Annotated in this window: 17 protein-coding genes; 2 read left to right on the forward strand and 15 right to left on the reverse strand. The window is 71.4% G+C overall.

The window, feature by feature from the left end; all coding sequences use genetic code 11:
- Positions 1-31 precede the first annotated feature (31 nt).
- The 9 genes from ACIRPT_RS29455 to ACIRPT_RS29495 form a co-directional block, all read right to left on the reverse strand.
- Positions 32-586 carry a GNAT family N-acetyltransferase gene (locus tag ACIRPT_RS29455; protein ID WP_403512890.1) on the reverse strand — a complete coding sequence of 185 codons (555 nt, stop codon included), beginning with the start codon at positions 584-586 and terminating at the stop codon, positions 32-34.
- Positions 587-694: 108 nt separating this feature from the next.
- The gene (locus ACIRPT_RS29460; protein ID WP_403512887.1) at positions 695-1,540 is read right to left on the reverse strand and encodes a GNAT family N-acetyltransferase; all 846 of its coding nucleotides are present in this window, start codon (positions 1,538-1,540) and stop codon (positions 695-697) included.
- Positions 1,541-1,714: 174 nt separating this feature from the next.
- Entirely contained in the window at positions 1,715-2,872 is a 1,158-nt protein-coding gene (gene ispG, locus ACIRPT_RS29465; RefSeq protein ID WP_403832513.1) for a flavodoxin-dependent (E)-4-hydroxy-3-methylbut-2-enyl-diphosphate synthase, read from the reverse strand.
- Positions 2,873-3,080: 208 nt separating this feature from the next.
- Positions 3,081-4,382, reverse strand: a complete 1,302-nt coding sequence (locus ACIRPT_RS29470) for a M50 family metallopeptidase (protein ID WP_403832516.1) — start codon at positions 4,380-4,382, stop codon at positions 3,081-3,083.
- Positions 4,379-5,653 (reverse strand): 1-deoxy-D-xylulose-5-phosphate reductoisomerase, encoded by a 1,275-nt coding sequence (gene dxr / locus ACIRPT_RS29475; RefSeq protein ID WP_403832519.1) that lies wholly within the window; start codon positions 5,651-5,653, stop codon positions 4,379-4,381. The genes ACIRPT_RS29470 and dxr overlap by 4 nt, the downstream gene beginning before the upstream one ends.
- 81 nt (positions 5,654-5,734) lie before the next feature.
- Positions 5,735-7,657 (reverse strand): acyl-CoA dehydrogenase family protein, encoded by a 1,923-nt coding sequence (locus ACIRPT_RS29480; RefSeq protein WP_403832522.1) that lies wholly within the window; start codon positions 7,655-7,657, stop codon positions 5,735-5,737.
- Between the two features lie 637 nt (positions 7,658-8,294).
- Positions 8,295-9,749, reverse strand: coding sequence for an aldehyde dehydrogenase family protein (locus ACIRPT_RS29485; protein WP_403512873.1), 1,455 nt, complete (start codon positions 9,747-9,749; stop codon positions 8,295-8,297).
- A gap of 173 nt (positions 9,750-9,922) precedes the next feature.
- A complete protein-coding gene (locus ACIRPT_RS29490) occupies positions 9,923-11,605 on the reverse strand; it encodes a PucR family transcriptional regulator (RefSeq protein ID WP_403832524.1) in 1,683 nt (560 codons plus the stop codon).
- Positions 11,606-11,822: 217 nt separating this feature from the next.
- Positions 11,823-13,979 (reverse strand): ATP-binding protein, encoded by a 2,157-nt coding sequence (locus tag ACIRPT_RS29495; RefSeq protein WP_403832526.1) that lies wholly within the window; start codon positions 13,977-13,979, stop codon positions 11,823-11,825.
- A gap of 195 nt (positions 13,980-14,174) precedes the next feature.
- Between ACIRPT_RS29495 and gabT the strand changes: the two genes are divergently transcribed.
- Positions 14,175-15,524: a 4-aminobutyrate--2-oxoglutarate transaminase gene (gene gabT / locus ACIRPT_RS29500; RefSeq protein ID WP_403512864.1), complete on the forward strand. Its 1,350-nt coding sequence runs from the start codon at positions 14,175-14,177 to the stop codon at positions 15,522-15,524.
- A 492-nt stretch (positions 15,525-16,016) separates the two neighbouring features.
- Positions 16,017-16,676: a phosphatase PAP2 family protein gene (locus ACIRPT_RS29505; protein WP_403832528.1), complete on the forward strand. Its 660-nt coding sequence runs from the start codon at positions 16,017-16,019 to the stop codon at positions 16,674-16,676.
- Between the two features lie 16 nt (positions 16,677-16,692).
- Here ACIRPT_RS29505 and ACIRPT_RS29510 read toward each other — a convergent pair whose 3' ends face one another.
- From ACIRPT_RS29510 to ACIRPT_RS29535, 6 genes are all read right to left on the reverse strand, one after another.
- Positions 16,693-17,148 carry a hypothetical protein gene (locus tag ACIRPT_RS29510; RefSeq protein WP_403832531.1) on the reverse strand — a complete coding sequence of 152 codons (456 nt, stop codon included), beginning with the start codon at positions 17,146-17,148 and terminating at the stop codon, positions 16,693-16,695.
- 191 nt (positions 17,149-17,339) lie between these two features.
- Positions 17,340-18,779, reverse strand: a complete 1,440-nt coding sequence (locus ACIRPT_RS29515; protein ID WP_403832533.1) for an NAD(P)/FAD-dependent oxidoreductase — start codon at positions 18,777-18,779, stop codon at positions 17,340-17,342.
- 5 nt (positions 18,780-18,784) lie between these two features.
- The gene (locus ACIRPT_RS29520) at positions 18,785-19,660 is read right to left on the reverse strand and encodes an ABC transporter permease (protein WP_403832535.1); all 876 of its coding nucleotides are present in this window, start codon (positions 19,658-19,660) and stop codon (positions 18,785-18,787) included.
- Positions 19,660-20,604 (reverse strand): ABC transporter permease, encoded by a 945-nt coding sequence (locus tag ACIRPT_RS29525; protein ID WP_403832538.1) that lies wholly within the window; start codon positions 20,602-20,604, stop codon positions 19,660-19,662. Before ACIRPT_RS29525 ends, ACIRPT_RS29520 begins: the two co-directional genes overlap by 1 nt.
- Positions 20,601-21,773: an ABC transporter ATP-binding protein gene (locus ACIRPT_RS29530; protein ID WP_403832541.1), complete on the reverse strand. Its 1,173-nt coding sequence runs from the start codon at positions 21,771-21,773 to the stop codon at positions 20,601-20,603. The genes ACIRPT_RS29525 and ACIRPT_RS29530 overlap by 4 nt, the downstream gene beginning before the upstream one ends.
- 81 nt (positions 21,774-21,854) lie before the next feature.
- Complete coding sequence (locus ACIRPT_RS29535) at positions 21,855-23,102, reverse strand: spermidine/putrescine ABC transporter substrate-binding protein (protein ID WP_403832543.1); 1,248 nt, start codon at positions 23,100-23,102, stop codon at positions 21,855-21,857.
- Position 23,103 lies beyond the last annotated feature (1 nt).

Here is a 23,103-nt window from a genome sequence, read left to right on the forward strand (position 1 = left end):
TAGCCGCACGGGTGTGGAGCAAGGAAATGCGTTACCCGCCGGAGCCCGTGCGGCGCCGTATCAGCGGCAGCGGCGCACCCATCACCGCGTAGGGCGTGGGTGCGCTGGGGAACAGCACCCGCCGCGCGATGTCCTGATAGCCCAGCGACCGGTACAGCCCCCGGGCAGGGCTCTCGACATCGATGGCGGACAGGATGGACCGTGGCTCGTGCGCCTCGTCCGTGATCCGGGTGATCAGCGTCCGGCCGATGCCCCGCCCCTGGTAGGCGGGGTGGACGTGCAGCTCGGTGATGACGAAGGAGTCGTCGAGCCAGTGATCCAGCTGTGCGCTGCGCAGATACGGCTCGACGACCGTCGACCACCAGTGGGCACGGTCGTTGGGCATGCCGTACACGAAGCCGATGAGCCGGCCCGCGGGGGTGGTGGCCCCCAGGGCGCGCGCGCCGCGGCAGCCGAGGTGACGCAGCACGATGTGCCGGCGCACGGCGACCTCTTCATCGCTCAGTCCGAACGCGAGCGCCTGTACCGCGAGCGCGTCATCCACGCGGGCGGCGAGATCGAGAGGGCCGACCGCGACGTCATCCATGGTCGCGAGCGTACAAGGCACTACGCCCGCAGGGCACGACCCCGCGGGGCATGACCTCGCGAGGCATGACCTCGCGGGGCACGGGCCCGAAGAGGCCGGAGAAACGATTCAGAACAGCACGCTCATGAACGCGCCGACTTCCTCGAACCCCACCCGTCGGTACGAGGCGCGCGCGGCGGTGTTGAAGTCGTTGACGTACAGGCTGACGACCGGGGCCACATCGCTCAGCGCATACCGCAGCACGGCGGCCATTCCGGTCTCCGACAGCCCCTTGCCCCGGTGGGCGGGATCGACCCAGACCCCCTGGATCTGGCAGGCGCGCGGCGTGGCGGCGCCGATCTCGGCCTTGAAGATGACCTTGCCGTCCTCGACCCGGGCGAAGGAGCGGCCGGAGCCCACCAGCTCGGCGACCCGCGCCTGGTAGAGCAGCCCGCCGTCGCCGGCCATCGGGGAGATGCCGACCTCTTCGGTGAACATGGCCACGCACGCCGGCATGATCGTGTCCATTTCGTCCTTGCGGATCCGGCGGACGCAGGGATCCGGCGCGATCTGGGCGGACGGCGACGAGGTGACCATCAGCGGCTGGTGGGCGCGGACCTCACGGGCCGGTCCCCAGTGCGGCTCGAGCAGCGACCACAGCTGGGCGGTGGGTCCGGCGGGCCCCACGATGGAGGAGCAGCGCCGTCCCTGCCGGCGCGCCCGCTCGGCGAAGCCGTGAACGGCCTCGGTGGTGGCGCAGACCGGTACGAGGTTGGCCCCGGCGTAGCAGAGGGATTCCAGCCGTCCGCCGACGTACCAGCCCCACATCTCGCCGCCGAGCCGCCAGGGGTCGAGTCCGGCGATCTGTACGCGGGCGGCGACGAACGCATTGGCGACCGGGTCGCGGTCCAGGACCGCGAGGGCGTCATCGAGTTCCCCGGGCTCGAGGACCTTGATGGTGGTGGTCGTCAGCACGTTGCGGAATGCCTCACCGTTACGGGCCTGGGAGGCCAGGCGGGAGCAGGTCTTGGCACTTTACCTCCCCCCGCGCGGGAGCACCCGGCCCGCTGCGGGGCCGCCGGCGGCGGACCTGCGCGAGCCCCGCGGCCCGGGTGGGGCGGCGGGGCTCGGCGGTGGTGGGACGAGGGGTCAGCCGGCGGCGGAGACGACCGGGGCGCCGGACTCGACGCCGTCCTTCTCCATCTGGTCGGCGATCTTCAGGGCCTCTTCGATCAGCGTCTCGACGATCTTCGATTCGGGCACGGTCTTGATGACCTCGCCCTTGACGAAGATCTGTCCCTTGCCGTTGCCGGAGGCGACGCCGAGGTCGGCCTCGCGGGCCTCGCCCGGGCCGTTGACGACACAGCCCATGACGGCGACGCGCAGCGGCACCTCCATGCCCTCCAGGCCGGCGGTGACCTCGTCGGCGAGCTTGTAGACGTCGACCTGGGCGCGGCCGCAGGAGGGGCAGGAGACGATCTCCAGGCGGCGCTGCTTGAGGTTGAGGGACTCCAGGATCGACAGACCGACCTTGACCTCTTCGGCGGGCGGCGCGGAGAGCGACACCCGGATCGTGTCGCCGATGCCCTCGCTGAGCAGCGCACCGAAGGCGACGGCCGACTTGATGGTGCCCTGGAAGGCGGGGCCGGCCTCGGTGACGCCCAGGTGGAGCGGGTAGTCGCACTGGGCGGCCAGCTGGCGGTAGGCGTTGACCATCACGACCGGGTCGTTGTGCTTGACCGAGATCTTGATGTCGCGGAAGCCGTGCTCCTCGAAGAGGGAGGCCTCCCACAACGCGGACTCGACGAGCGCCTCGGGGGTGGCCTTGCCGTACTTCTGGAGCAGGCGGCGGTCCAGGGATCCGGCGTTGACGCCGATACGGATCGGGGTCCCGGCGTCGGAGGCCGCCTTGGCGATCTCCTTGACCTTGTCGTCGAACTGCTTGATGTTGCCGGGGTTGACGCGGACCGCCGCGCAGCCGGCGTCGATCGCGGCGAAGACGTACTTCGGCTGGAAGTGGATGTCCGCGATGACCGGGATCTGGGACTTCTTCGCGATGATCGGGAGCGCGTCGGCGTCGTCCTGGGTGGGGCAGGCGACCCGGACGATCTGGCAGCCGGAGGCCGTCAGCTCGGCGATCTGCTGCAGCGTCGCGCCGATGTCGGACGTCCGCGTGGTCGTCATCGACTGCACCGAAACCGGTGCATCTCCGCCCACGGCGACGGAACCGACGTGGATCTTGCGGCTGACGCGGCGGTCGGCGAGCTTGGTCGGTACGTCCGGCATTCCCAGCGCAATGGCAGTCATCTGGCGAGCAACCCCAAGGTGTGGATCAAGGTCCCGAATTTCGGCGGGCTCCGGATTCCGAGATTACGGCACAAGGGTTGCCGCAAGCACATCGCTCCCCTGAGGCCCCTCGAAAGGGGACGGCCGGGCACCTCCAAACGCCGTGGAGGTGCCCGGCCGTCGCCAAACCCGCTTTCCGGCCAAAAAGCCGTGGGGTCAGGGGCCGCCGTCAGGTCAGTTTCACCGGGTTCACCACGTCGGCGACCAGCACCAGCAGGGTGAAGCAGATGAAGATCCCGGCGACGACATACGCGACCGGCATCAGCTTGGCGACGTCGAAGGGGCCGGGGTCGGGCCGCCTGAAGACCTTGGCGAAGGCGCGGCGGATGGCCTCCCACACGGCGCCGGCGATGTGGCCGCCGTCCAGCGGGAGCAGCGGCAGCATGTTGAACAGGAACAGCGAGAGGTTGAAGCCGGCGACCAGGAAGAGCATGGTCGCCACCCGCTGCTCCGGCGGGATGTGCAGGGAGAAGACCTCGCCGCCGACGCGGGCCGCGCCGACCACGCCCATCGGGGAGTCCTGCTTGCGCTCGCCGCCGTTGAACGCGGCGTCCCACAGGTCCGGGATCTTGCCGGGCAGGTGGACCAGCGAGGAGACGCCCTGCTCGACCATGTTGCCCATGCGGTCGACGGACTGGCCGAAGGACTGCTGGACGACGCCGCTGGCCGGGGTGAAGCCGAGGAAGCCCGCGGTGACGAACTCGCCGGGGACGTAGCCGCCGTGTCCGTCGGTCTTGGCGACCTTGTTCTCTATGAGGTCGGCGTGGAGCGTCGTACGGGCGCCGTGCCGCTCGACGACGATCGTGGCGGGCCCGGTGGTGTCGCGGATCTGCCCCTGGAGGGTGTCCCAGTCCGGTACGGCGTGGCCGTTGAAGGAGACGATCTTGTCGCCGGCCTTGAGGCCCGCGGCCTTGGCCGGGGAGTCCTTGGCGGTCTTGGGGCACTTGTCGGTCTTGGCCGAGGCCGAGATCACACAGTCGGACACGGACCCGACCTGCGTCGTCTGCGTGTTGATGCCGAAGCCCATCAGCACGCTCATGAAGATCACGACCGCGAGGATCAGGTTCATGAACGGCCCGGCGAACATCACGATGACGCGCTTCCAGGGCTTACGGGTGTAGAACAGCCGCTTTTCGTCGCCGGGCTGGAGCTCCTCGAAGGCCGCCGAGCGGGCGTCCTCGATCATGCCGCGGAACGGCGAGGTGGAGCGGGCCTGGAGCTTCCCGTCGTCGCCGGGCGGGAACATGCCGATCATGCGGATGTAGCCGCCGAGGGGCACGGCCTTGATGCCGTACTCGGTGTCGCCCTTCTTGCGGGAGAAGATCGTCGGCCCGAATCCCACCATGTACTGCGGCACGCGGATACCGAACATCTTGGCCGTGGAGAGGTGGCCGAGTTCGTGCCAGGCGATGGAGAAGAGCAGGCCGACGACGAAGACGACTATGCCGAGGATGGTCATCCAGGTCGTCATGCGCGAGCCTCCGAAGGTGTCCGTGCCGCACGGGCGGCCAGTTCACGGGCGCGGGCGCGCGCCCAGGTTTCCGCCTGCAAGACGTCCGCCACGGTCAGAGAGGTTCCCTGGGCGGGGACGCCGTGTTCAGCGACCACTGCCGCGACCGTATCCACAATCCCTGTGAACGGCAGCCCGCCGGTGAGGAACGCCTCCACGCATTCCTCGTTCGCGGCGTTGAAGACGGCGGGGGCGGTGCCGCCGAGATCACCCACATGGCAGGCGAGCGGGACGGACGGGAAGGCCTGCGCGTCGAGCGGGAAGAACTCCCAGGTCTGCGCCTTCGTCCAGTCCACGCCGGGTGCGGCGTCCGGGACGCGGTCGGGCCAGCCCAGGCCCAGCGCGATCGGCATGCGCATGTCGGGCGGGCTGGCCTGGGCCAGGGTGGAACCGTCGGTGAATTCCACCATCGAGTGGATATAGGACTGCGGATGGACCACGACCTCGATGCGGTCGAAGGGGACGTCGAAGAGCAGATGCGCCTCGATGACCTCCAGGCCCTTGTTGACCAGGGTCGCGGAGTTGATGGTGACGACCGGGCCCATGGACCAGGTGGGGTGGGCGAGGGCCTGTTCGGGGGTCACGTCGGCCAGCTCCCGCTTCGTACGGCCGCGGAACGGGCCGCCGGAGGCGGTGACGACGAGCTTGCGGACCTCGGCGCGCTCGCCCCCGGCCAGCGCCTGGAAGAGCGCGGAGTGCTCGGAGTCGACGGGGATGATCTGGCCCGGCGCGGCGAGGGCCTTGACCAGCGGGCCGCCGACGATCAGCGACTCCTTGTTGGCCAGGGCGAGCACCCGGCCGGCCTTCAGGGCGGCGAGGGTGGGGGCGAGGCCGATGGAGCCGGTGATGCCGTTGAGGACGGTGTGGCAGGGCGAGGCGGCGAGCTCGGTGGCGGCGTCGGGGCCCGCCAGGATCTCGGGCAGCGGCTCCCCGGTCCCGTAACGGGCGGCGAGGGCCTCGCGCAGTGCGGGGACGACGTTCTCCCGTGCCACCGCGACCGTCCGCACCCGCAGCCGGTGCGCCTGCTCGGCGAGCAGGTCCACCCGGCCGCCGGCCGCCGACAGGGCGGTCACCCGGAAGCGGTCGGGGTTGCGCAGCACGATGTCGATCGCCTGCGTGCCGATCGAACCGGTCGAGCCGAGGACCACGATGGAGCGGGGGCCGTCCGGGTCGCCGAGCCCGTCGGCGGCCGGCTCGAAGCGCAGGTGCGGATGTGCGAGGGAGTCCGTCATGTGGTCCATTGTTGCCGGTCGGCGGGGCTCCTCGTACGGGGGACCCGGAGGCCGCCCGTACGAGGCCGCAGGGCAGCCGCCTCAGCGGATGGGCCGGCGCACGTTGTCCTTCGCGCTGGGGCCCGGGTCGGCGTCCGCGATCCAGGGGCCGTCGCCGCTGGGGTCGATGACGCCCTCCTCCAGCCAGGTGTAGCTGCCGTCCAGGACGCCGTTCACGATCTTGCGGTCGAGGTCGTCGGTGTTGGTCCACAGCCGGGCGAAGAGCTCCTCGACGCGGATCCGCGACTGGCGGCAGAAGACCTCGGCGAGCTGTTGGGCCTCGCGGCCGTGCTCGCCGCTCATCCGCAGATGCTCCGCCCGTACGCAGGCCGCGCTCATCGCGAACAGTTCGGCGCCGATGTCGACGATCCGGCCGAGGAAGCCCTGTTTGGTCTCCATCCGGCCCTGCCAGCGGGACATCGCGTAGAAGGTGGAGCGGGCGAGCTTGCGGGAGGCCCGTTCGACATACCGCAGATGTCCCGCGAGCTCACCGAACTCCTGGTACGTACGCGGGAGTTGGCCCGGTCCTGCGACGAGCCTGGGCAGCCAGCGGGCATAGAATCCGCCGGCCTGGACGGCGGCCCGGCCCTTGTCCGCCAGGGATTTGTCGGGGTCGATGAGGTCGCCGGCGACCGACAGATGGGCGTCGACGGCCTCGCGGGCGATCAGCAGATGCATGATCTCCGTGGAGCCCTCGAAGATCCGGTTGATGCGCATATCGCGCAGCATCTGTTCGGTGGGGACGGCGCGTTCGCCTCGGGCGGCGAGCGAGTCGGCGGTCTCGAAGCCGCGGCCGCCGCGGATCTGCACCAGCTCGTCGGCGATCAGCCAGCCCATTTCGGAGCCGTAGAGCTTGGCGAGGGCGGCCTCGATACGGATGTCGTTGCGGTTCTCGTCGGCCATCTGGGACGAGAGGTCGACGACGGCCTCGAGGGCGAAGGTGGTGGCCGCGATGAAGGACACCTTGGCGCCCACGGCCTCGTGCTTGGCGATCGACTTGCCCCACTGCTCGCGGGCCGCGGACCACTCCCGGGCGATCTTCAGGCACCATTTGCCGACGCCGACGCACATCGCGGGCAGCGAGAGGCGGCCGGTGTTGAGCGTGGTCAGGGCGATCTTGAGACCGGCGCCCTCGGGGCCGATGCGGTTCGCGGCGGGGACGCGCACCCGGTGGAAGCGGGTGACGCCGTTCTCCAGGCCGCGCAGGCCCATGAAGGCGTTGCGGTTCTCGACGGTGATGCCGGGCGAGTCGGCCTCGACGACGAAGGCGGTGATGCCGCCCTGGTGGCCCTCGGAGGCGGGGACGCGCGCCATCACGACGAGCAGATCGGCGACCACACCGTTGGTGGTCCACAGCTTCACGCCGTCCAGGACGTAGTCTCCCCCATCGTCGGGGACGGCGGTGGTCGCCAGCCGGGCCGGGTCGGAGCCGACGTCCGGCTCGGTCAGCAGGAACGCCGAGATGTCCGTGCGGGCGCAGCGCGGCAGGAAGGTGTCCTTCTGCTCCTGGGTGCCGAAGAGCTTGAGCGGCTGCGGCACGCCGATGGACTGGTGCGCGGAGAGCAGCGCGCCGATGGCGGGGCTGGCGGAGCCGGCCAGTGCGAGGGCCCGGTTGTAGTAGACCTGGGTGAGGCCGAGACCGCCGTGCTTCGTGTCGATCTTCATGCCGAGCGCGCCGAGCTCCTTGAGCCCGTTGAGCGTCTCGTCGGGGATCTGCGCCTCGCGCTCGATCCGGGCCCCGTCGACCTGGGTCTCGCAGAATTCGCGCAGCGTGGCCAGGAACTTCTCACCGCGCCGCACATCGTCGGCCGCCGGGGTGGGGTGCGGATGGATCAGGTCGAGCCGGAAGCGTCCCAGGAACAGTTCCTTGGCGAAGCTGGGCTTGCGCCAGTTCTGCTCGCGGGCCGCCTCGGCAACCTGCCGCGCTTCGCGCTCGGAAACCTTGCGGATGGACGGAGCGGTCATCAGGAGCTCACCTCGCCGCGATCGGGAGTGCAGCATCGGCCACCGGTCAGTGCATCGGTCGGCCGCCGGACAGTGCTACTTGTGAGGGTTACCCGATCCATGGGGGTTGCACCAGTGGTGCCGCGGGGAACTGCCGGGCGGGCGGACGGGTATCCGCCATGGGCCATCTGGGGTGCGGCGCCCGCCTCGCGGCGGGCCGCGCTATCGGCCGTTCGGGGGGTATGGCGTACCACGGTGGGAGTACGCGCGGCCCCGGCTCCACCCTGAGGTACAGGCCGGGCTCCATCTCAGACAGGAGGAGCGGGGCGCCTGGCGCGCCGTACCGTCGAACTCCGGCATGACGGGGGCCGGCATGCCGGGGGGATAACGGGGGACGCGGCGCGCTCCGGAACAGGGTGCCGGAGCGCGCCGCGGCCAGGGGCCGGCGCCGGGGGGTGCGCCGGCCGGAGCCTGGACGGCAGTACGGCCCAAGGGATGGCCGTCGCTGTCCACCAATCCAGGCCGGTCGGTGAGGCGGTTGTTGCGGTTGCTGTTGCGGTGCCCTTCGGGGCGACCGCTGTTTTCGGAGTTCGGCCGTTTCCGGGTTTTCCGGACTACCGAATTTTCCGGGTCTTCCGGGTCCTCCGGGTCCTCCGGACTACAGCGCCAGGCCGGTCAGGACCAGCACCCGCTCGTAGGTGTAGTCGTCCATCGCGTACCGCACGCCCTCGCGGCCCACTCCGGACTGCTTGGCGCCGCCGTAGGGCATCTGGTCGGCGCGGTAGGACGGCACATCGCCGACGATCACGCCGCCGACCTCCAGGGCGCGGTGGGCGCGGAAGGCGGTCCGGGTGTCGTGCGTGAAGACGCCGGCCTGGAGGCCGTACTTGGAGTCGTTGACCGCGGCGAACGCCTCGGCCTCGCCGTCGACCTTCTTGATGGTCAGCACCGGGCCGAAGACCTCTTCGGTGGCCAGCGTCGTACCGGCGGGCACGCCCTCCAGGACGGTGGGCGCGTACGAGGCGCCGTCGCGCTTGCCGCCCGCGAGCAGCTTCGCGCCGCGCTGCACGGCCTCGTCCACCCAGTCCTCGACGCGCTTGGCGGCGGCCTCGTTGACCAGCGGGCCGACCTCGGTGGCGGCGTCGGAGGGGTCGCCGGTGATCTGGGCGTTGACGGCCGCGACGATCTTGGGAACCAGGCGGTCGTAGACGGAGGCGTCGGCGATGACCCGCTGCACCGAGATGCAGGACTGGCCGCCCTGGTAGTTGGAGAAGGTGGCGATGCGCTGCGCCGCCCAGTCCAGGTCCTCCTCGGAGGACCAGTCGGCGAGGACGACGGCCGCGCCGTTGCCGCCGAGCTCCAGGGTGCAGTGCTTGCGGGGCACCGAGTCGAGGATGTCGTAGCCGACCTTCTCGGAACCGGTGAAGGAGATGACGGGCAGGCGCTCGTCCTTGACCAGGGCGGGCATCGCCTCGTTGCCCACCGGCAGGATCGACCAGGAGCCGGCCGGCAGATCGGCGCCGTCCAGCAGCTCGCCGATGATCAGGCCGGAGAGCGGGGTGGCCGGTGCGGGCTTGAGGATGATCGGGACGCCGGCCGCGATGGCCGGGGCGATCTTGTGGGCGCACAGGTTCAGCGGGAAGTTGAACGGTGCGATGCCCAGGACCGTGCCGCGCGAGAAGCGGCGGGTCAGGGCCAGGCGGCCGGCGCCGCCCGCGTCGGTGTCCAGGCGCTGGGCCTCGCCGCCGTTGAAGCGGCGGGCTTCCTCGGCCGCGAAGCGGAAGACGGAGACGGCCCGGCCGACCTCGCCGCGAGCCCACTTGACGGGCTTGCCGTTCTCCGCGGAGATCAGCTGGGCGATCTCCTCCGCGCGCTCCACCAGCCGGCGGCCGACGAGGTCGAGGGCGGCGGCCCGCACGTGGGCGGGGGTCGCGGCGAGCTCGTCCTGGACGGCGACGGAGGCGGCGATGGCCTCCTCCACCTGATCCTGGGTGGGCACGCTCACCGTTCCGACGTGACGTCCGTCCCAGGGGGAGGTGACATCGAAGGTGGCGTCGCCGGTGGTCTTGCGGCCGGCGAGCCAGAAGGCGGTGGGGGCTGCAGTGTTCGGCACAGTGGATCCCGGCCCTTCCCAAGTGGTGGTGTGATGCGTATGGCGCCGCACAGCGGCTCCGCTGCACCCACGGTAGGGGCGCGGCGCCGTTGTGGCGTTTGTCCGAACCGGAGCAATCAGTGGGCGTGCCTCTCCGTGATGGAGGGGGCGCCGCGGCCGGCGGCGCCGTCGCCTCACTCCTCCGGAGGCGTCGACGTCGCCTTGAGCGCCAGCCACAGCTCCATCCGGACATCCGCGTCGTCCAGCGAACGCCCCAGGATCTCCTCCACCCGCCGCATCCGGTAACGCAGCGTATGACGGTGTACGCCCAGGTCGGCGGCGGCCGCGTCCCACTGGCCGTGCCGCGCGAGCCAGGCGCGCAGCGAGGCCACCAGATCGCCGCGCCCGGTCGCGTCGTGCTCGCGCAGCGCCCGCAGCAGCCCGTCCGCGAAGGCCCGTACCGCGTCGTCGGCGAGCAGCGGCAGCACGGATCCCGCCGCCACGTCCTCGTGCTCGACCAGCGCCCGACCGCGGCGGCGGGCGACGTACAGCGCCTGTTCGGCCTGGCGGTAGGCGTTCGCGGCGGCGATCGGGCCGGTCGGTGCGGACAGTCCGATCGCCAGCCCCTCGCCGCGGCCGGCCTCGCCGCGCGCCGGCCGGCCGCGTGGCCGGGACGGCGCCCCGGAGCGGGCCTCGGCCTGGGCGGCGAACCCGGCGCAGGCGTCGGCGGCCGCACCGCCGTCCGCGACCAGCACGATCAGCCGGGTGCCGTCCGGGACGGCGAGCACCGCCTCGCCGGTCCTGGCGGCGGCGGAGTCCATCGCATCGGCCAGCGCGTCGAGTACGGCCGGGGCGGCGGCGCCCGCCGACGATGGGGGTCCCCCCTGCTCGAACGAAGTTGAGAGCTTGGGGGAGGACGGCTCGTCGGCGGCCACCGGCTCGGCCACCACCACCCGGAAGGGGGCGTCCAGCAGCCCGCCGTAGAGCCGCCCCGCCACCGCCCGCGCATGGTCCGGCTCCCCCGCCAGCAGCATCTTCAGCACCGCCGCGCCGAGGCGCTGCTCGGCGTCCTGGAGGGCGCGCGAGCGCTCCGTGGTGAGGGTGAGCAGGGCGACGGCGGAGTGCACGGCATAGCGTTCGGCGGTCCCGAGCGGCGCCCCGGTCCCCACCGCGAGCACCCCGCGCGCCCGGCGGCCCGTGCCCAGCGACTGAAGCTCGACCCGGTCGTCACCGTCCGTGTCGCTGACCACCGAACTGGCGGGCGCGGGCCGCTCCCGCAGCCGCCCCACGTCGTCGGCCAGCCGCGCCGCCCGCCGGGCCGCCCAGTCGGGGGCGGCGGCCACCACGGCCCCCGACGCGTCGTACAGCGCGGCCCAGCCGTCCAGGTGCGCGGCGAGCCGGGCCAGCAGCTCGGCGGGTCCCTCGGCGCTCAGCGCGGCCCGGGTCAGCTCCCGCTGCGCCTCGAAGCCGGCGGTCACCGCGCGGTACTGGTCGGCGGCGACGGCGGCCGAGACGGCCTTGCTGATGGCGATGAAGGGCGTCCGACGGGGCACCCCGAGCAGCGGCAGCCCCTCCTCCCGCGCCGCCGCCACCAGCGGCTCGGGCACGTCCTCGTAGTTCACCCCGACGGCGAAGCCCAGCCCGACGACGCCCGCCTGCGCCACCCGCCGCACATACCGGCGGCTCGCCTCCGCGTCCTCCGCGTCCAGCTTCAGCGCGGTGATCAGCAGCAGCTCGCCGCCCTCCATGTACGGCACGGGGTCGATCAGCTCGCTGGCATGCGCCCAGCGCACCGGGACGTTCAGCCGGTCCTCACCCGCGAGCACGGTCAGCTTGAGCGCGGTGTGGTTGACCAGGGAAGCGAGGGTGTGGGGCATGGGACCTTCGATAGACCTTCGATGACGACGGGGAGCCGAGGCCCGCCCTGCGGAGGAATTGCGCCGTCCCGTATGAACGGCCGCTTCCGATTCTGCCTCAGCGGAGGAATACGGGAACAGTGTTCCCCCCGGACCGGCGCCTCAGAGCGCCGAAACCGTCAAGCGCGTCGTCGCACCGTCCGCCGAGTGGCCCCCTCCCTCCTCTCCCTCCCCTCTCTCACCCCCGCAGATCCACCAGCACCGGCGGCGCGTGCTCGCCCTTCACCGATGTCACCGACAGCACCGCGTGCCCCGCAGGTACGGCATTGGCCAGGTCCGAGGCGGACCAGCGCTCCCGCTCGACGGTGCGGACGGTGACGGCCTTGGCGGTGGCCGCCTTGCCGGTGACCAGGTGGCGGAAGATGTGGAACGCCTTCCCCGCGGCGCTCTCCGCGATGATCTGGCGGTCCGTCACATCGCGGGTCTCCACCCATTCCTTGCCCCACACCTCGGCGAACCGCGCGCCGTCCCAGGTCGTCACGCCCGCGAACGCCATCCGGCAGCCGACCGCGCCGAGCAGCGCGCTGCGCAGCGCGTCGGGCACGTCGTCCAGCGAGCGCAGGGTGAGCACCGCGCCGGCGTTGGCCGAGCGCAGTCGCTGGAGGCCGCGCAGCGCCTCGGCGGTGATGGTGTGCGCCGCCTCGTCGAGCACCAGGCAGGCGAAAAGCGAGCGGTCGGCGCGGGCCACCGCGCACTCGGTGAACTGCGCGAGGACCAGCCGGGCGAGGATCCGCGAGGCCTCCGCATGACCGCGTTCGGGCAGTTCGATGCGGACCCGCAGGGGGTGGTCGAGGGCGCGCAGGGAGACCTGGCGGGTGCGTCCGGTGGGGTCGAAGAAGTCGGCGAAGGCGGGCCGGTCGAGCAGCGCGATGCGGTCGGCGAGCAGGACGCCCACATCGCCGGCGCGCTCCGACTGCCGTGCGCGGGCGTCCAGTTCGCGCAGCAGGGTCTGCTCGCGGGCGTTCTCCAGGGCGGCGCGCAGCGCGCCCATCGCCTCCGGCGCGCCGTCCAGCAGCTCGCGCAGCTCGGGGACGGCCGGGAAGCGGTCGTGGGCGGCCCGGAAGGGGCCCAGCAGCTGGGCGAGCGCCGTCGCGGCGCGGCGGCTGTCGCCGCCGGGCAGCTGCTCGGCCAGGTCGCCGACCAGCGCCTCGGCGAGGATCCCGGCCGCCTCGTCGGCGTCGGTGGTGCCGCCGTAGAGGTCGAGATCGCACTCGGGGTCGGGGCGGCCGATCTTGACCACCACGTCGAACGCCTCGTCCGGGCCGAGGTCCGAACCGGCCGGTCCGACGGCGATGACCGCGCACTGCCCGGCCAGCGCCTGGAGACACATCGACTCCACGACCGGCTTGACGACCCGGGTGGTCTTGCCGCTGCCCGCGGGGCCGACGGCAAGGAGGGACGTGCCGAGCACGGCCGGTTCCAGGGCGCAGCCGGCGCCGCGGTGCCGGTACGGGTTGCGTTCGTGGTCTGCGGCGGTGCCGATCCGTACCTGGTGGGCGAGCAGGTCGTGATCGGCGGTGCGGCGGGCCAGGTCGCGCCGTCCCGAGGGGTGCGCGCAGGCCGCGGCGCCCTGCCGCAGCACGGTGTCGGTGAAGGAGGCCACCGAGTTCTTGCCGGACCGTACCGAGCGCCAGGCCCGGTCGATCCTGGCCACGTCCACGTCGTTCATCCGCCCGGCGCGGGCCTCGGCGGCGAGCTTGTCGGCCGCGTCGGGGGCGCCGTGGGCGCGCAGCTCGGGCCATTGGGCGGGGTCGGCGGCGGGCTGGGGGGTGGCTGCGGAGGGGGCGGGGCGCAGTCGCCGGACCAGCGGCATGACGAGCGGCAGCAGGAAGCGGCGGCCGAGCTCGGGCCAGCGGCCGAGACGGCCGAAAACGGCGACCAGGAGGGCCCCGAACAGCGCGTAATAGATGTAGCTGGCCCAGACGAAGGCCATCGGGTCGCTGCCGTCCCGCCACGAGTCGGGCGTCAGCAGCAGCAGCGGCCACATCCAGTAACTGCCGAGGTAGTTGTTCCACAACAGCGACCACAGCAGCCAGCCGCACAGGAACGAGATCAGCGCGCCGCTGATCAGCTGGCGGGCCGGGATCCGGTCGGGCTCCTCGGCGGGCCGCGGCCGGTGCCCGTACGTCCAGACCCCGGGTCCCGCCGACCGCCGCGGCGTGCGGAGCCAGCCGAGGAGCGGCGGCTCGCCGGCGGCGGCCGCGCCGGGCGGTGTCGCGGGCACGGGCGGAGCGGGCGGCGCGCTGGGCCGCGGCGGCGCATCCGGCGGCGGGGCCGGCCTCGGGACCAGTTCGGAGCGGGTGTTGCGTGCGTCCTGCGTGCCCTCGGTATCCATCCGCTGCCCTTGTCCCCCTTGAGCCGTCAGCTGTTGCCGCCGCTCAATCTACTGGCCGTCCGCCGTCGCTATGTCCGGTGCGGACAACGCAACACGCACACTTCTCCCGAACGGAACATGCCAGGGCCGGGCCACCGGCCCTAACCTGCGAGAACAAGACCTCTGTACGTCCCCGTTCGACCCCAGGAGACTGCCATGACCGAACTGTCCGGTGGCCCGGCCCTCCCCCAGGAACGTCGCATCGTCACTGCGATCCCCGGCCCGAAGTCGCAGGAGCTGTGGGCCCGTAAGCAGGAGACCGTGGCCGGCGGCGTCGGTGCGGTGCTGCCCGTCTTCATCAAGCGCGCCGGCGGCGGTGTCCTGGAGGACGTGGACGGCAACTCCCTGATCGACTTCGGTTCCGGTATCGCCGTGACCTCGGTCGGCAACAGCGCCGAGGCCGTGGTCCGCAAGGCCACCGAGCAGCTGGCCAGCTTCACCCACACCTGTGCGATGGTCACGCCGTACGAGCCGTACATCGAGGTCTGTGAGGCGCTCGCCGAGCTCACCCCTGGCGACCACGCCAAGAAGTCCGCGCTGTTCAACTCCGGCGCCGAGGCCGTGGAGAACGCCGTCAAGGTGGCCCGCGCCTACACCAAGCGCCAGGCGGTCGTCGTCTTCGACCACGGCTACCACGGCCGTACGAACCTGACGATGGCGCTGACCTCGAAGAACATGCCGTACAAGAACGGCTTCGGCCCGTTCGCGCCCGAGGTCTACCGCGTCCCGGTCGCCTACCCCTACCGCTGGCTGACCGGCCCGGAGAACTGCGCCCAGGAGGCCGCGGCCCAGGCCATCGAGCAGATCAACAAGCAGATCGGCGCGGACAACGTCGCGGCGATCATCATCGAGCCGGTCCTCGGCGAGGGCGGCTTCATCGAGCCGGCCAAGGGTTTCCTGCCCGCCATCGCGAACTTCGCGAAGGAGAACGGCATCGTCTTCGTCGCCGATGAGATCCAGTCCGGCTTCTGCCGTACCGGCCAGTGGTTCGCGTGTGAGGACGAGGGCATCGTCCCGGACCTGATCACGACCGCCAAGGGCATCGCCGGCGGTCTGCCGCTGGCCGCGGTGACCGGCCGCGCCGAGATCATGGACGCCGCGCACGCGGGCGGCCTGGGCGGCACCTACGGCGGTAACCCGGTGGCCTGCGCCGCGGCGCTCGGCTCCATCGAGACCATGCGCGAGCAGGACCTCAACGGCAAGGCCAAGCACATCGAGCAGGTCATGAAGACCCGCCTGACGGCCATGGCGGAGAAGTTCGACATCATCGGCGAGGTCCGCGGCCGCGGCGCGATGATCGCGATCGAGCTGGTCAAGTCCGGTTCCAAGGAGCCGAACGCGGAGGCCACCGGCGCGCTCGCCAAGGCCTGCCACCAGGAGGGCCTGCTGGTCCTGACGACCGGCACGTACGGCAATGTGCTGCGCTTCCTGCCACCGCTGGTGATCGGTGACGACCTGCTCAACGAGGGTCTGGACATCCTCGAGGCGGCGTTCGCCAAGCTCTGAGCGAGGACGGACGCGGGATGACCCCGTCGCGGCCCGGGACACGGCTCATGCCGTGCCCCGGGTCGCGTTCCTTCTCCGTTTTCTCCGGCCCCTCCGCGTGGGGGCGTACGCGCGTAGCTGGAGGCGCGGAGTGAAGAAGATGTGGGGGGCCGATGGCGGCCGGGTGATGCGCCTGTCGGGTGCGCTCCCGGTGCCGTACGGTTTCGGCAGATGAGTGAAACACCCCGTCCGCAGGGGACTGCGGGCGACGCCCGGTCGGCGCTTCCCCGGCTCCGATCAGGCCGTGCCCTCGCGCACAACACCGGGACCCATGCACTGCGGGGCTCCGGGAATCCTCACCGATCGGATGTCCGCCCGCCCCACACCCCCCGGGGCGCGCGGGACACCGGTCAGCTCGGCCGCCTCGGAACCACCCCCCCTGTTCCGAGGCGGCCGACCCTTTTTCGTTCCCGGTTTCTTTCGCGGTTTCTCTCCCGCTTACTCTCCCTCGCGATGCCCCTGGTCCCTGCGTTGCTCTTTGCCGCGATCAGCTGGCAGGTGGCGGGACATGGGCCGCTGCGCACCGTCGATGAGCGGCTCGGGCGGGCCGTTGCCGGCAGTGCCGTGCCCGCCGGGCCGGCGGAGTTCCTCGCCGATCTCGGCAATGCGGCCGTTGCGCTGCCGGTGCTGCTGGCCGTGGCGGGGTGGGCCGCCTGGCGCGGGCATCGGCGGCGCCGGCGGGATCCGGAGGCCACCGGTGCGGCGCGCTGGTGGCTGCCGCCGCTCGCCGCCGCGCTCACGCCGGCCGCGGTGCCCGCGCTGGTCGTCCCGCTCAAGCTCTGGTTCGCCCGGCCGGGGCCGCCGCAGATGGGTGGCGGCGTGCACGACGGCTTCTATCCGTCGGGGCACGGCGCCACGGCCGCGGTGGCGTACGGCGTGGCCGCGCTGTTGCTGATGCGGACACCGGAGCGGGTGGGCCGCGGGGCCTGCGCCGCCCTGGTGGCCGGTGCCGTGCTGCTCAACGCCGGCGTCGGCATCGGGCTCGTACGCCGGGGCTATCACTGGCCGCTGGATGTGCTCGGCAGCTGGTGCCTGGCCGGGGTGCTGCTGTGGGTGTGGTGGGCGGTGTGCGAGCGGTGGGCGCGGGACGGTACGCGGCGGGTGGAGCCGTAGCGCCGTAGGGCGTCCCTCACCGCTCGCCCGTCGCCAGGGAGGCCGCCGCCTCGTGCAGGGCGAGTTCCAGGACGAACGGGTCGGTGAGCGTGCCGCTGCCGTCCGGTGGCACCAGCCAGCGGACGCGGCCGGGGGCCCGGCCCGGGAAGGGGACCACGATCCAGCTGCCGCGTCCGGCGCCCCTTACACCGCTGCCCAGCCAGCGGCCGGTGGTGCCGGGCGGGACGAAGAAGCCGGTGCGGGAGTCCCCTGAGCCGGCCAGGACCGGGCCGGGGCGGGCGAGGACGCGGCGGAGGACGGCGAGGGCCGGGGCGCCGAGCGTGCCGTCGACGATCAGTACGTCCCAGAGCCGGCCGGCCGGCAGGAGCGCGACGCCGAGCGGGTCGCGCTCCCACCGCCGCCGACAGGTCCCGGGGTCCGGGGCCGCCGCTACCAGCCAGTCCACTGCGTTGTTCGCCCCCGCGGCGCTCATGTCGTCCCTCGCTTCCCCGGCGGCCCGGTCGGGCGGCCGTCTCCGGAACAAGGAGACGGCACGGAAGCCGGGTCCTTACACGGGTAGCGGGGGCGTTCGCGGACACGAAGGGGGCGCGCGACCATCTGTCGCCCGCCCCCATTGCGCGTCTGCTGTCCGCGTCAGCTCGCGTCTCGCGTCCGCGGTCCGCGTCAGCTGTCGAAGCCGAGGCCCACCTTGTCCATGGCCTTCAGCCACAGATTGCGCCGCCCGCCGTGCGTATCGGCGCGGGTCATCGACCACTGGGTGATGCCGATGCCGGCCCAGCGCAGCGGCTCCGGCGGGAAGGGCAGCGGCTTGCTGCGCACCATCTCCAGCTCGGTGCGCTCGGTCCGCTCGCCCGCGAGCAGGTCGAGCATCACGTCCGCGCCGAAGCGGGTGGCGCCGACGCCGAGGCCGGTGTAGCCGGCGGCGTAGGCGACCCGGCCGGCGTACGCGGTGCCGAAGAAGGCCGAGAAGCGGGCGCAGGTGTCGATGGCGCCGCCCCAGGCGTTGGTGAAGCGCAGGCCCTCCAACTGCGGGAAGCAGCGGAAGAAGTGCCGGGCGAGCTTCTCGTACGTGGCCGGGTGCTGGTCGTACTCGGCCCGTACGCCGCCGCCGTAGCGGTAGACGATGTCGTAACCGCCCCACAGGATGCGGTTGTCGGCGGTGATGCGGAAGTAGTGGAAGTGATTGTTGGAGTCCGAGAGGCCCTGGCGGTTCTTCCAGCCGATGGCGGCGAGCTGCTCGTCGGAGAGCGGCTCGGTCATCAGGGCGTGGTCGTAGACCGGGACGATGTACGGGCGGACCCGCTTGACCAGCGACGGGAAGGCGTTGGTGCCGAGCGCCACATGGCGGGCGAAGATCCGGCCGTAGGGGGTGCGGACGGCCATGCCCATGCCTTCGGAGCTCAGGCCGGTGGCGCGGGTGCGCTCGTAGATGCGGACGCCGAAGCCGAGGCAGGCCTGCTTCAGGCCCCAGGCGAGCTTGGCCGGGTTGAGCATGGCGACGCCGTCGCGGTCCCACAGTCCGGCGCGGAAGGTGGGCGAGTCGATCTCGGCGCGCAGCTCGTCGCGGTCCAGGAAGCGGTGGCGGGTCAGGCCCAGGTCGGCGGCGTCCTTGGCGGCCTCCTTGAGCTCGGCCACCTGGTACTGCTCGGTGGCGATGTCGATCTCGCCGGTGCGCTCGAAGTCGCAGTCGATGTTGTAGCGGGCGACGGCGTGCTCGATGGCGTCGAGGTTCTTGATGCCGAGGTCCTCGAGCTTGGCGAGCTCGCCGGGCCAGCGGGCCATGCCGTTGCCGAGGCCATGGGTGAGGGAGGCGGCGCAGAAGCCGCCGTTGCGCCCGGAGGCGGCCCAGCCGACCTCGGCGCCCTCGATCAGGACGACATCGCGCTGCGGGTCGCGTTCCTTGGCGATCAGCGCGGTCCACAGTCCCGAGTAGCCGCCGCCGACGACCAGCAGATCGCAGGTCTCGTCGCCGACGAGGGCGGGCTCGGCGGCCGGGCGGCCGGGGTCGGTCAGCCAGAACGGGGTGGGTTCGGCATCGGCGAGCGCCTGGACGGGGTACGAGGAATGTGCCCCGGACGTGTACGACATGGCAGCTCGTGCCATGGTTCTCAGCTCCTCTTGCTCCTCTTACGGCGGTTCCCGGCCATCTGGCCGACGACTACGCACAGGACGGCGACCAGGAACATCGCCGTACCGATGACATTGATCTGAACGGGCGTGCCCCGCTGCGCCGATCCCCAGACGAACATGGGAAAGGTCACGGTGGAGCCGGCATTGAAGTTGGTGATGATGAAGTCGTCGAAGGACAGCGCGAAGGAGAGCAGGGCGCCGGCCGCGATGCCGGGGGCGGCGATCGGCAGGGTGACGCGCAGGAACGTCTGCACCGGTGAGGCGTAGAGGTCCTGGGCGGCCTGTTCCAGGCGCGGGTCCATGCTCATCACGCGGGCCTTGACGGCGGTGACGACGAAGCTCAGGCAGAACATGATGTGGGCGATCAGGATCGTCCAGAAGCCGAACGGGATGCCCATGTTGAGGAACAGCGTGGCCAGCGAGGCAGCCATGACGACCTCGGGCATGGCCATCGGCAGGAAGATCAGGGTGTTGACGGAGGCGCGGGCCCGGAAGCGGTAGCGCGCCAGCGCGAAGGAGATCATCGTGCCGAGGACGGTCGCGCCGATGGTGGCCCAGACCGCGATCTGCAGGCTCAGCCCGAGCGAGCCGCACAGGTCCGCGACGCCGCAGGGATCGCTCCAGGCGTCCGTGGAGAAGCGCTGCCACTGGTAGTTGAAGCGGCCGTTGGGCTTGTTGAAGGAGAAGACCATCACGACGAGGTTGGGCAGGATCAGATAGCCCAGCGTGCACAGGCCCGCGATCGTGATGATGTTGCGGCGCAGCCAGAGCAGGCCGTTGTTGCGGGCGCGTGGCGCGGTGGTTTCCCGTGCGGCCGCGGTGTCGCGTGCGGCCTTGGTTTCGCGTACGGACATCAGACCAGGTCCTCCGTCCCCGACTTGCGGATGTAGATGGTGACCATGGCGAGGATGGACGCCATGAGGATGAAGGAGAGGGCGGCGGCGGTCGGGTAGTCCAGGACCCGCAGGAACTGCGACTGGATGACGTTGCCGATCATCTTCTGGTCGGTGGAGCCCAGCAGTTCGGCGTTGATGTAGTCGCCGGCGGCCGGGATGAAGGTGAGCAGGGTGCCGGCGACGACGCCGGGCATGGACAGCGGGAAGGTGACCCGGCGGAAGGTGGTGGACGGGCGGGCGTACAGGTCGCCGGCCGCCTCGTGGAGGCGGGGGTCGATGCGCTCCAGCGAGGTGTAGAGCGGCAGGACCATGAACGGCAGGAAGTTGTACGTCAGGCCGCAGACCACCGCGAGCGGGGTGGCCAGCACCCGGTGCCCTTCGGTGATGCCCAGGGCGCTGGTGACGTCCAGGATGTGCAGCGAGTTCAGGACGCCGACGACCGGGCCGCCGTCCGCCAGGATCGTCTTCCAGGCCAGCGTGCGGATCAGGAAGCTGGTGAAGAACGGCGCGATGACCAGGATCATCACGAGATTGCGCCAGCGACCGGCCTTGAAGGCGATCAGGTAGGCGAGCGGATAGCCCAGGAGCAGGCACAGGACGGTGGCGATGGCGGCGTACGCCACGGAGCGCACGAACTGCGGCCAGTATTCGCCGAGCGCGTCCCAGTAGGTGGCGAAGTGCCAGGTGACCTTGAAGCCCTCTTCGAGGGAGCCGGTCTGGATGGACGTCGACGCCTGGTAGACGAGCGGCGCGGCGAAGAAGACGATCAGCCACAGGATGCCGGGCAGCAGCAGCCAGTAGGGGATCAGCCGCTTACGGGTGGGCGTCTTGCGCAGCGCGAGCGGCTCGGTGGCCGGCTCTTCCGGGGGCGCGGGGGACGCGGGGGCCTCGGTGGTACTCATGCGGCCTCCTCGTCGAGGTCCGCTCCGGCGGCGATGTCCTGGGCGGCGTCCAGACCGAAGGTGTGCGCCGGGCTCCAGTGCACGACGACCTCGGCGCCCGGTATGAGCCGGCCGTCGCGCTGGATGTTCTGCTCGTAGACGGCGAGTTCGCCCAGGCCCGGCGCCTCGATGACGTACTGGGTGGAGACGCCGATGAAGCTGGCGTCCTTGATGCGGCCGGTCAGGCTGTTGTGTCCCTCGGCGACGGCCGCGGCGTCGTCGGCGTGCGCCAGGGCCATCTTCTCGGGCCGCACGCCGGCCAGCACCTTTTCGCCGCTGCGGGCGGTGGCGCTGCACCGGGCGGCGGGCAGCCGCAGCTTGTTGTCGCCGGCCCTGAGCAGCAGGTCGCCATTCTGAGGGTCGGCGGCCTCGACGACCTCGGCCTCGATGAGGTTGGAGGTGCCCAGGAAGTTGGCGACGAAGGTGGTGGCGGGGTTCTCGTAGAGGTCGGCGGGGGCGCCGAGCTGTTCGACCCGGCCGCCGTTCATCACGGCCACGGTGTCGGCCATGGTCATGGCCTCCTCCTGGTCGTGGGTGACGTGGACGAAGGTGATGCCGACCTCGGTCTGGATGCGCTTGAGCTCCAGCTGCATCTGGCGGCGCAGCTTGAGGTCGAGGGCGCCCAGCGGCTCGTCGAGGAGCAGCACCTGGGGGTGGTTGATCAGCGCGCGGGCGACCGCGACGCGCTGCTGCTGGCCGCCGGAGAGCTGCTGCGGCTTGCGGCGCGCCATCGGGCCGAGCTGGACGAGGTCGAGCATGTCCTCGACCTGCTTCTTGACGGACTTGATGCCGCGGCGGCGCAGTCCGAAGGCGACGTTCTCGTAGATGTCCAGGTGCGGGAAGAGCGCGTAGTTCTGGAAGACGGTGTTGACCTGCCGCTTGTAGGGCGGCAGGGCGGTGACGTCCTGGCCGGAGAGCTCAACGGTCCCGGTGGTGGGCTCCTCCAGCCCGGCGATCATCCGCAGGGTGGTGGTCTTGCCGCAGCCCGAGGCGCCCAGCAGCGCGAAGAAGGAGCCCGCGGGGACGGTGAGGTCGAGCGGGTGGACGGCGGTGAAGGAGCCGTAGGTTTTGCTGATCCCGGTGAGGCGGACGTCACCGCCGCTGGTCTGGGGGGTCTCGGTCTTGGTCATGTGGGTCGTCCCGTGTGTCGGAGGTCGAAGCGGCTCGTACGGGCCTGGCGGGGAGTGGGGGCGCTCAGGCGGCGATCGGGGTCAGGCGCCGGTGAGATCGGAGAACTTCTGGCTGAACTCCTTGTTCTCCTTGGCGCTGAGGGCCCGGAAGGAGTGGGACCGGGCGGCCATCTCCTTGTCCGGCAGGATCAGCGGGTTGTCGGCCGCCTTCTTGTCGATCTTGGCGAGTTCGTCGCGCACACCGTCGACGGGGCAGGCGTAGTTGATGTACGCCGCGAGCCGGGCGGCCGCCTTGGGCTCGTAGAAGTAGTCGATGAGCCGTTCGGCGTTCTTCTTGTGGCGGGCCTTGTTGGGCACCATCAGGTTGTCGGTGGACGTCATGTAGCCGGACTTGGGGACCGCGTAGGCGATGTCCGGGTTGTCACTCTGGAGCTGGACGATGTCGCCGGCCCAGGCGACGCAGGCGGCGAGGTCGCCCTTGTCCAGGTCGTTGGTGTAGTCGTTGCCGGTGAAGCGGCGGATCTGCTTGTTGTCGACGCCCTTCTGGAGGCGGGCGATCGCCGCGTCGAAGTCGTCGCCGGTGACGTCCTCGGGCCGTTTGCCCATGTCCAGCAGGGTCAGGCCGATGCTGTCGCGCATCTCGGAGAGGAACCCGACGCGTCCCTTGAGGGCGGGGTCCTCCAGCAGCTGGCTGACGGAGTCGACCTTCTTGCCGCCGGTGGCCTTCTTGTTGTACGCGATGACCGCCGGTATGCCCTGCCAGACGTACGAGTGCGCGCGGCCGGGGTCCCATGCGGGGTCGCGGTACTGCGCCGAGAGGTTGGCGTAGGCGTGCGGCAGATTGGCCGGGTCCAGGGCCTGGATCCAGCCCAGGGAGATCATCCGCGCGCACATCCAGTCGGTGAGCACGATCAGGTCGCGGCCGGTGTCCTGGCCGTTCGCCAGCTGTGCCTGGACCTTGCCGAAGAACTCGTCGTTGTCGTTGATGTCCTCGGTGTACTTGACGGCGATGCCGGTGCGCTTGGTGAAGGTCTCCAGCGTCGGCCGGTGCTTGCCGTCGTCGCTGATGTCCATGTACTCGGTCCAGTTGGAGAAGTTGATGCGCTTCTCCGCCGCCGAGTGGTCATCGGAGCGGCCGGCGTCCGTACGCCCGGCGGGCGGGATGCCGCAGGCGGACAGGGCGCCCAGGCCGCCCGCCATGGCCGCCATGGCGCCGCTCGCGCGCAGCAGGGAGCGGCGGGTCATGGCGAGGCGGCCGTTGGTCGCACTACGGCGCATGGCGGCCAGTTCTGCCGCGGAGAGGGGTTCGGGCTGCTCGTGGTGCTCCATG

This window comes from Streptomyces sp. NPDC101227 (genome assembly GCF_044767545.1).
Classification (GTDB): domain Bacteria; phylum Actinomycetota; class Actinomycetes; order Streptomycetales; family Streptomycetaceae; genus Streptomyces.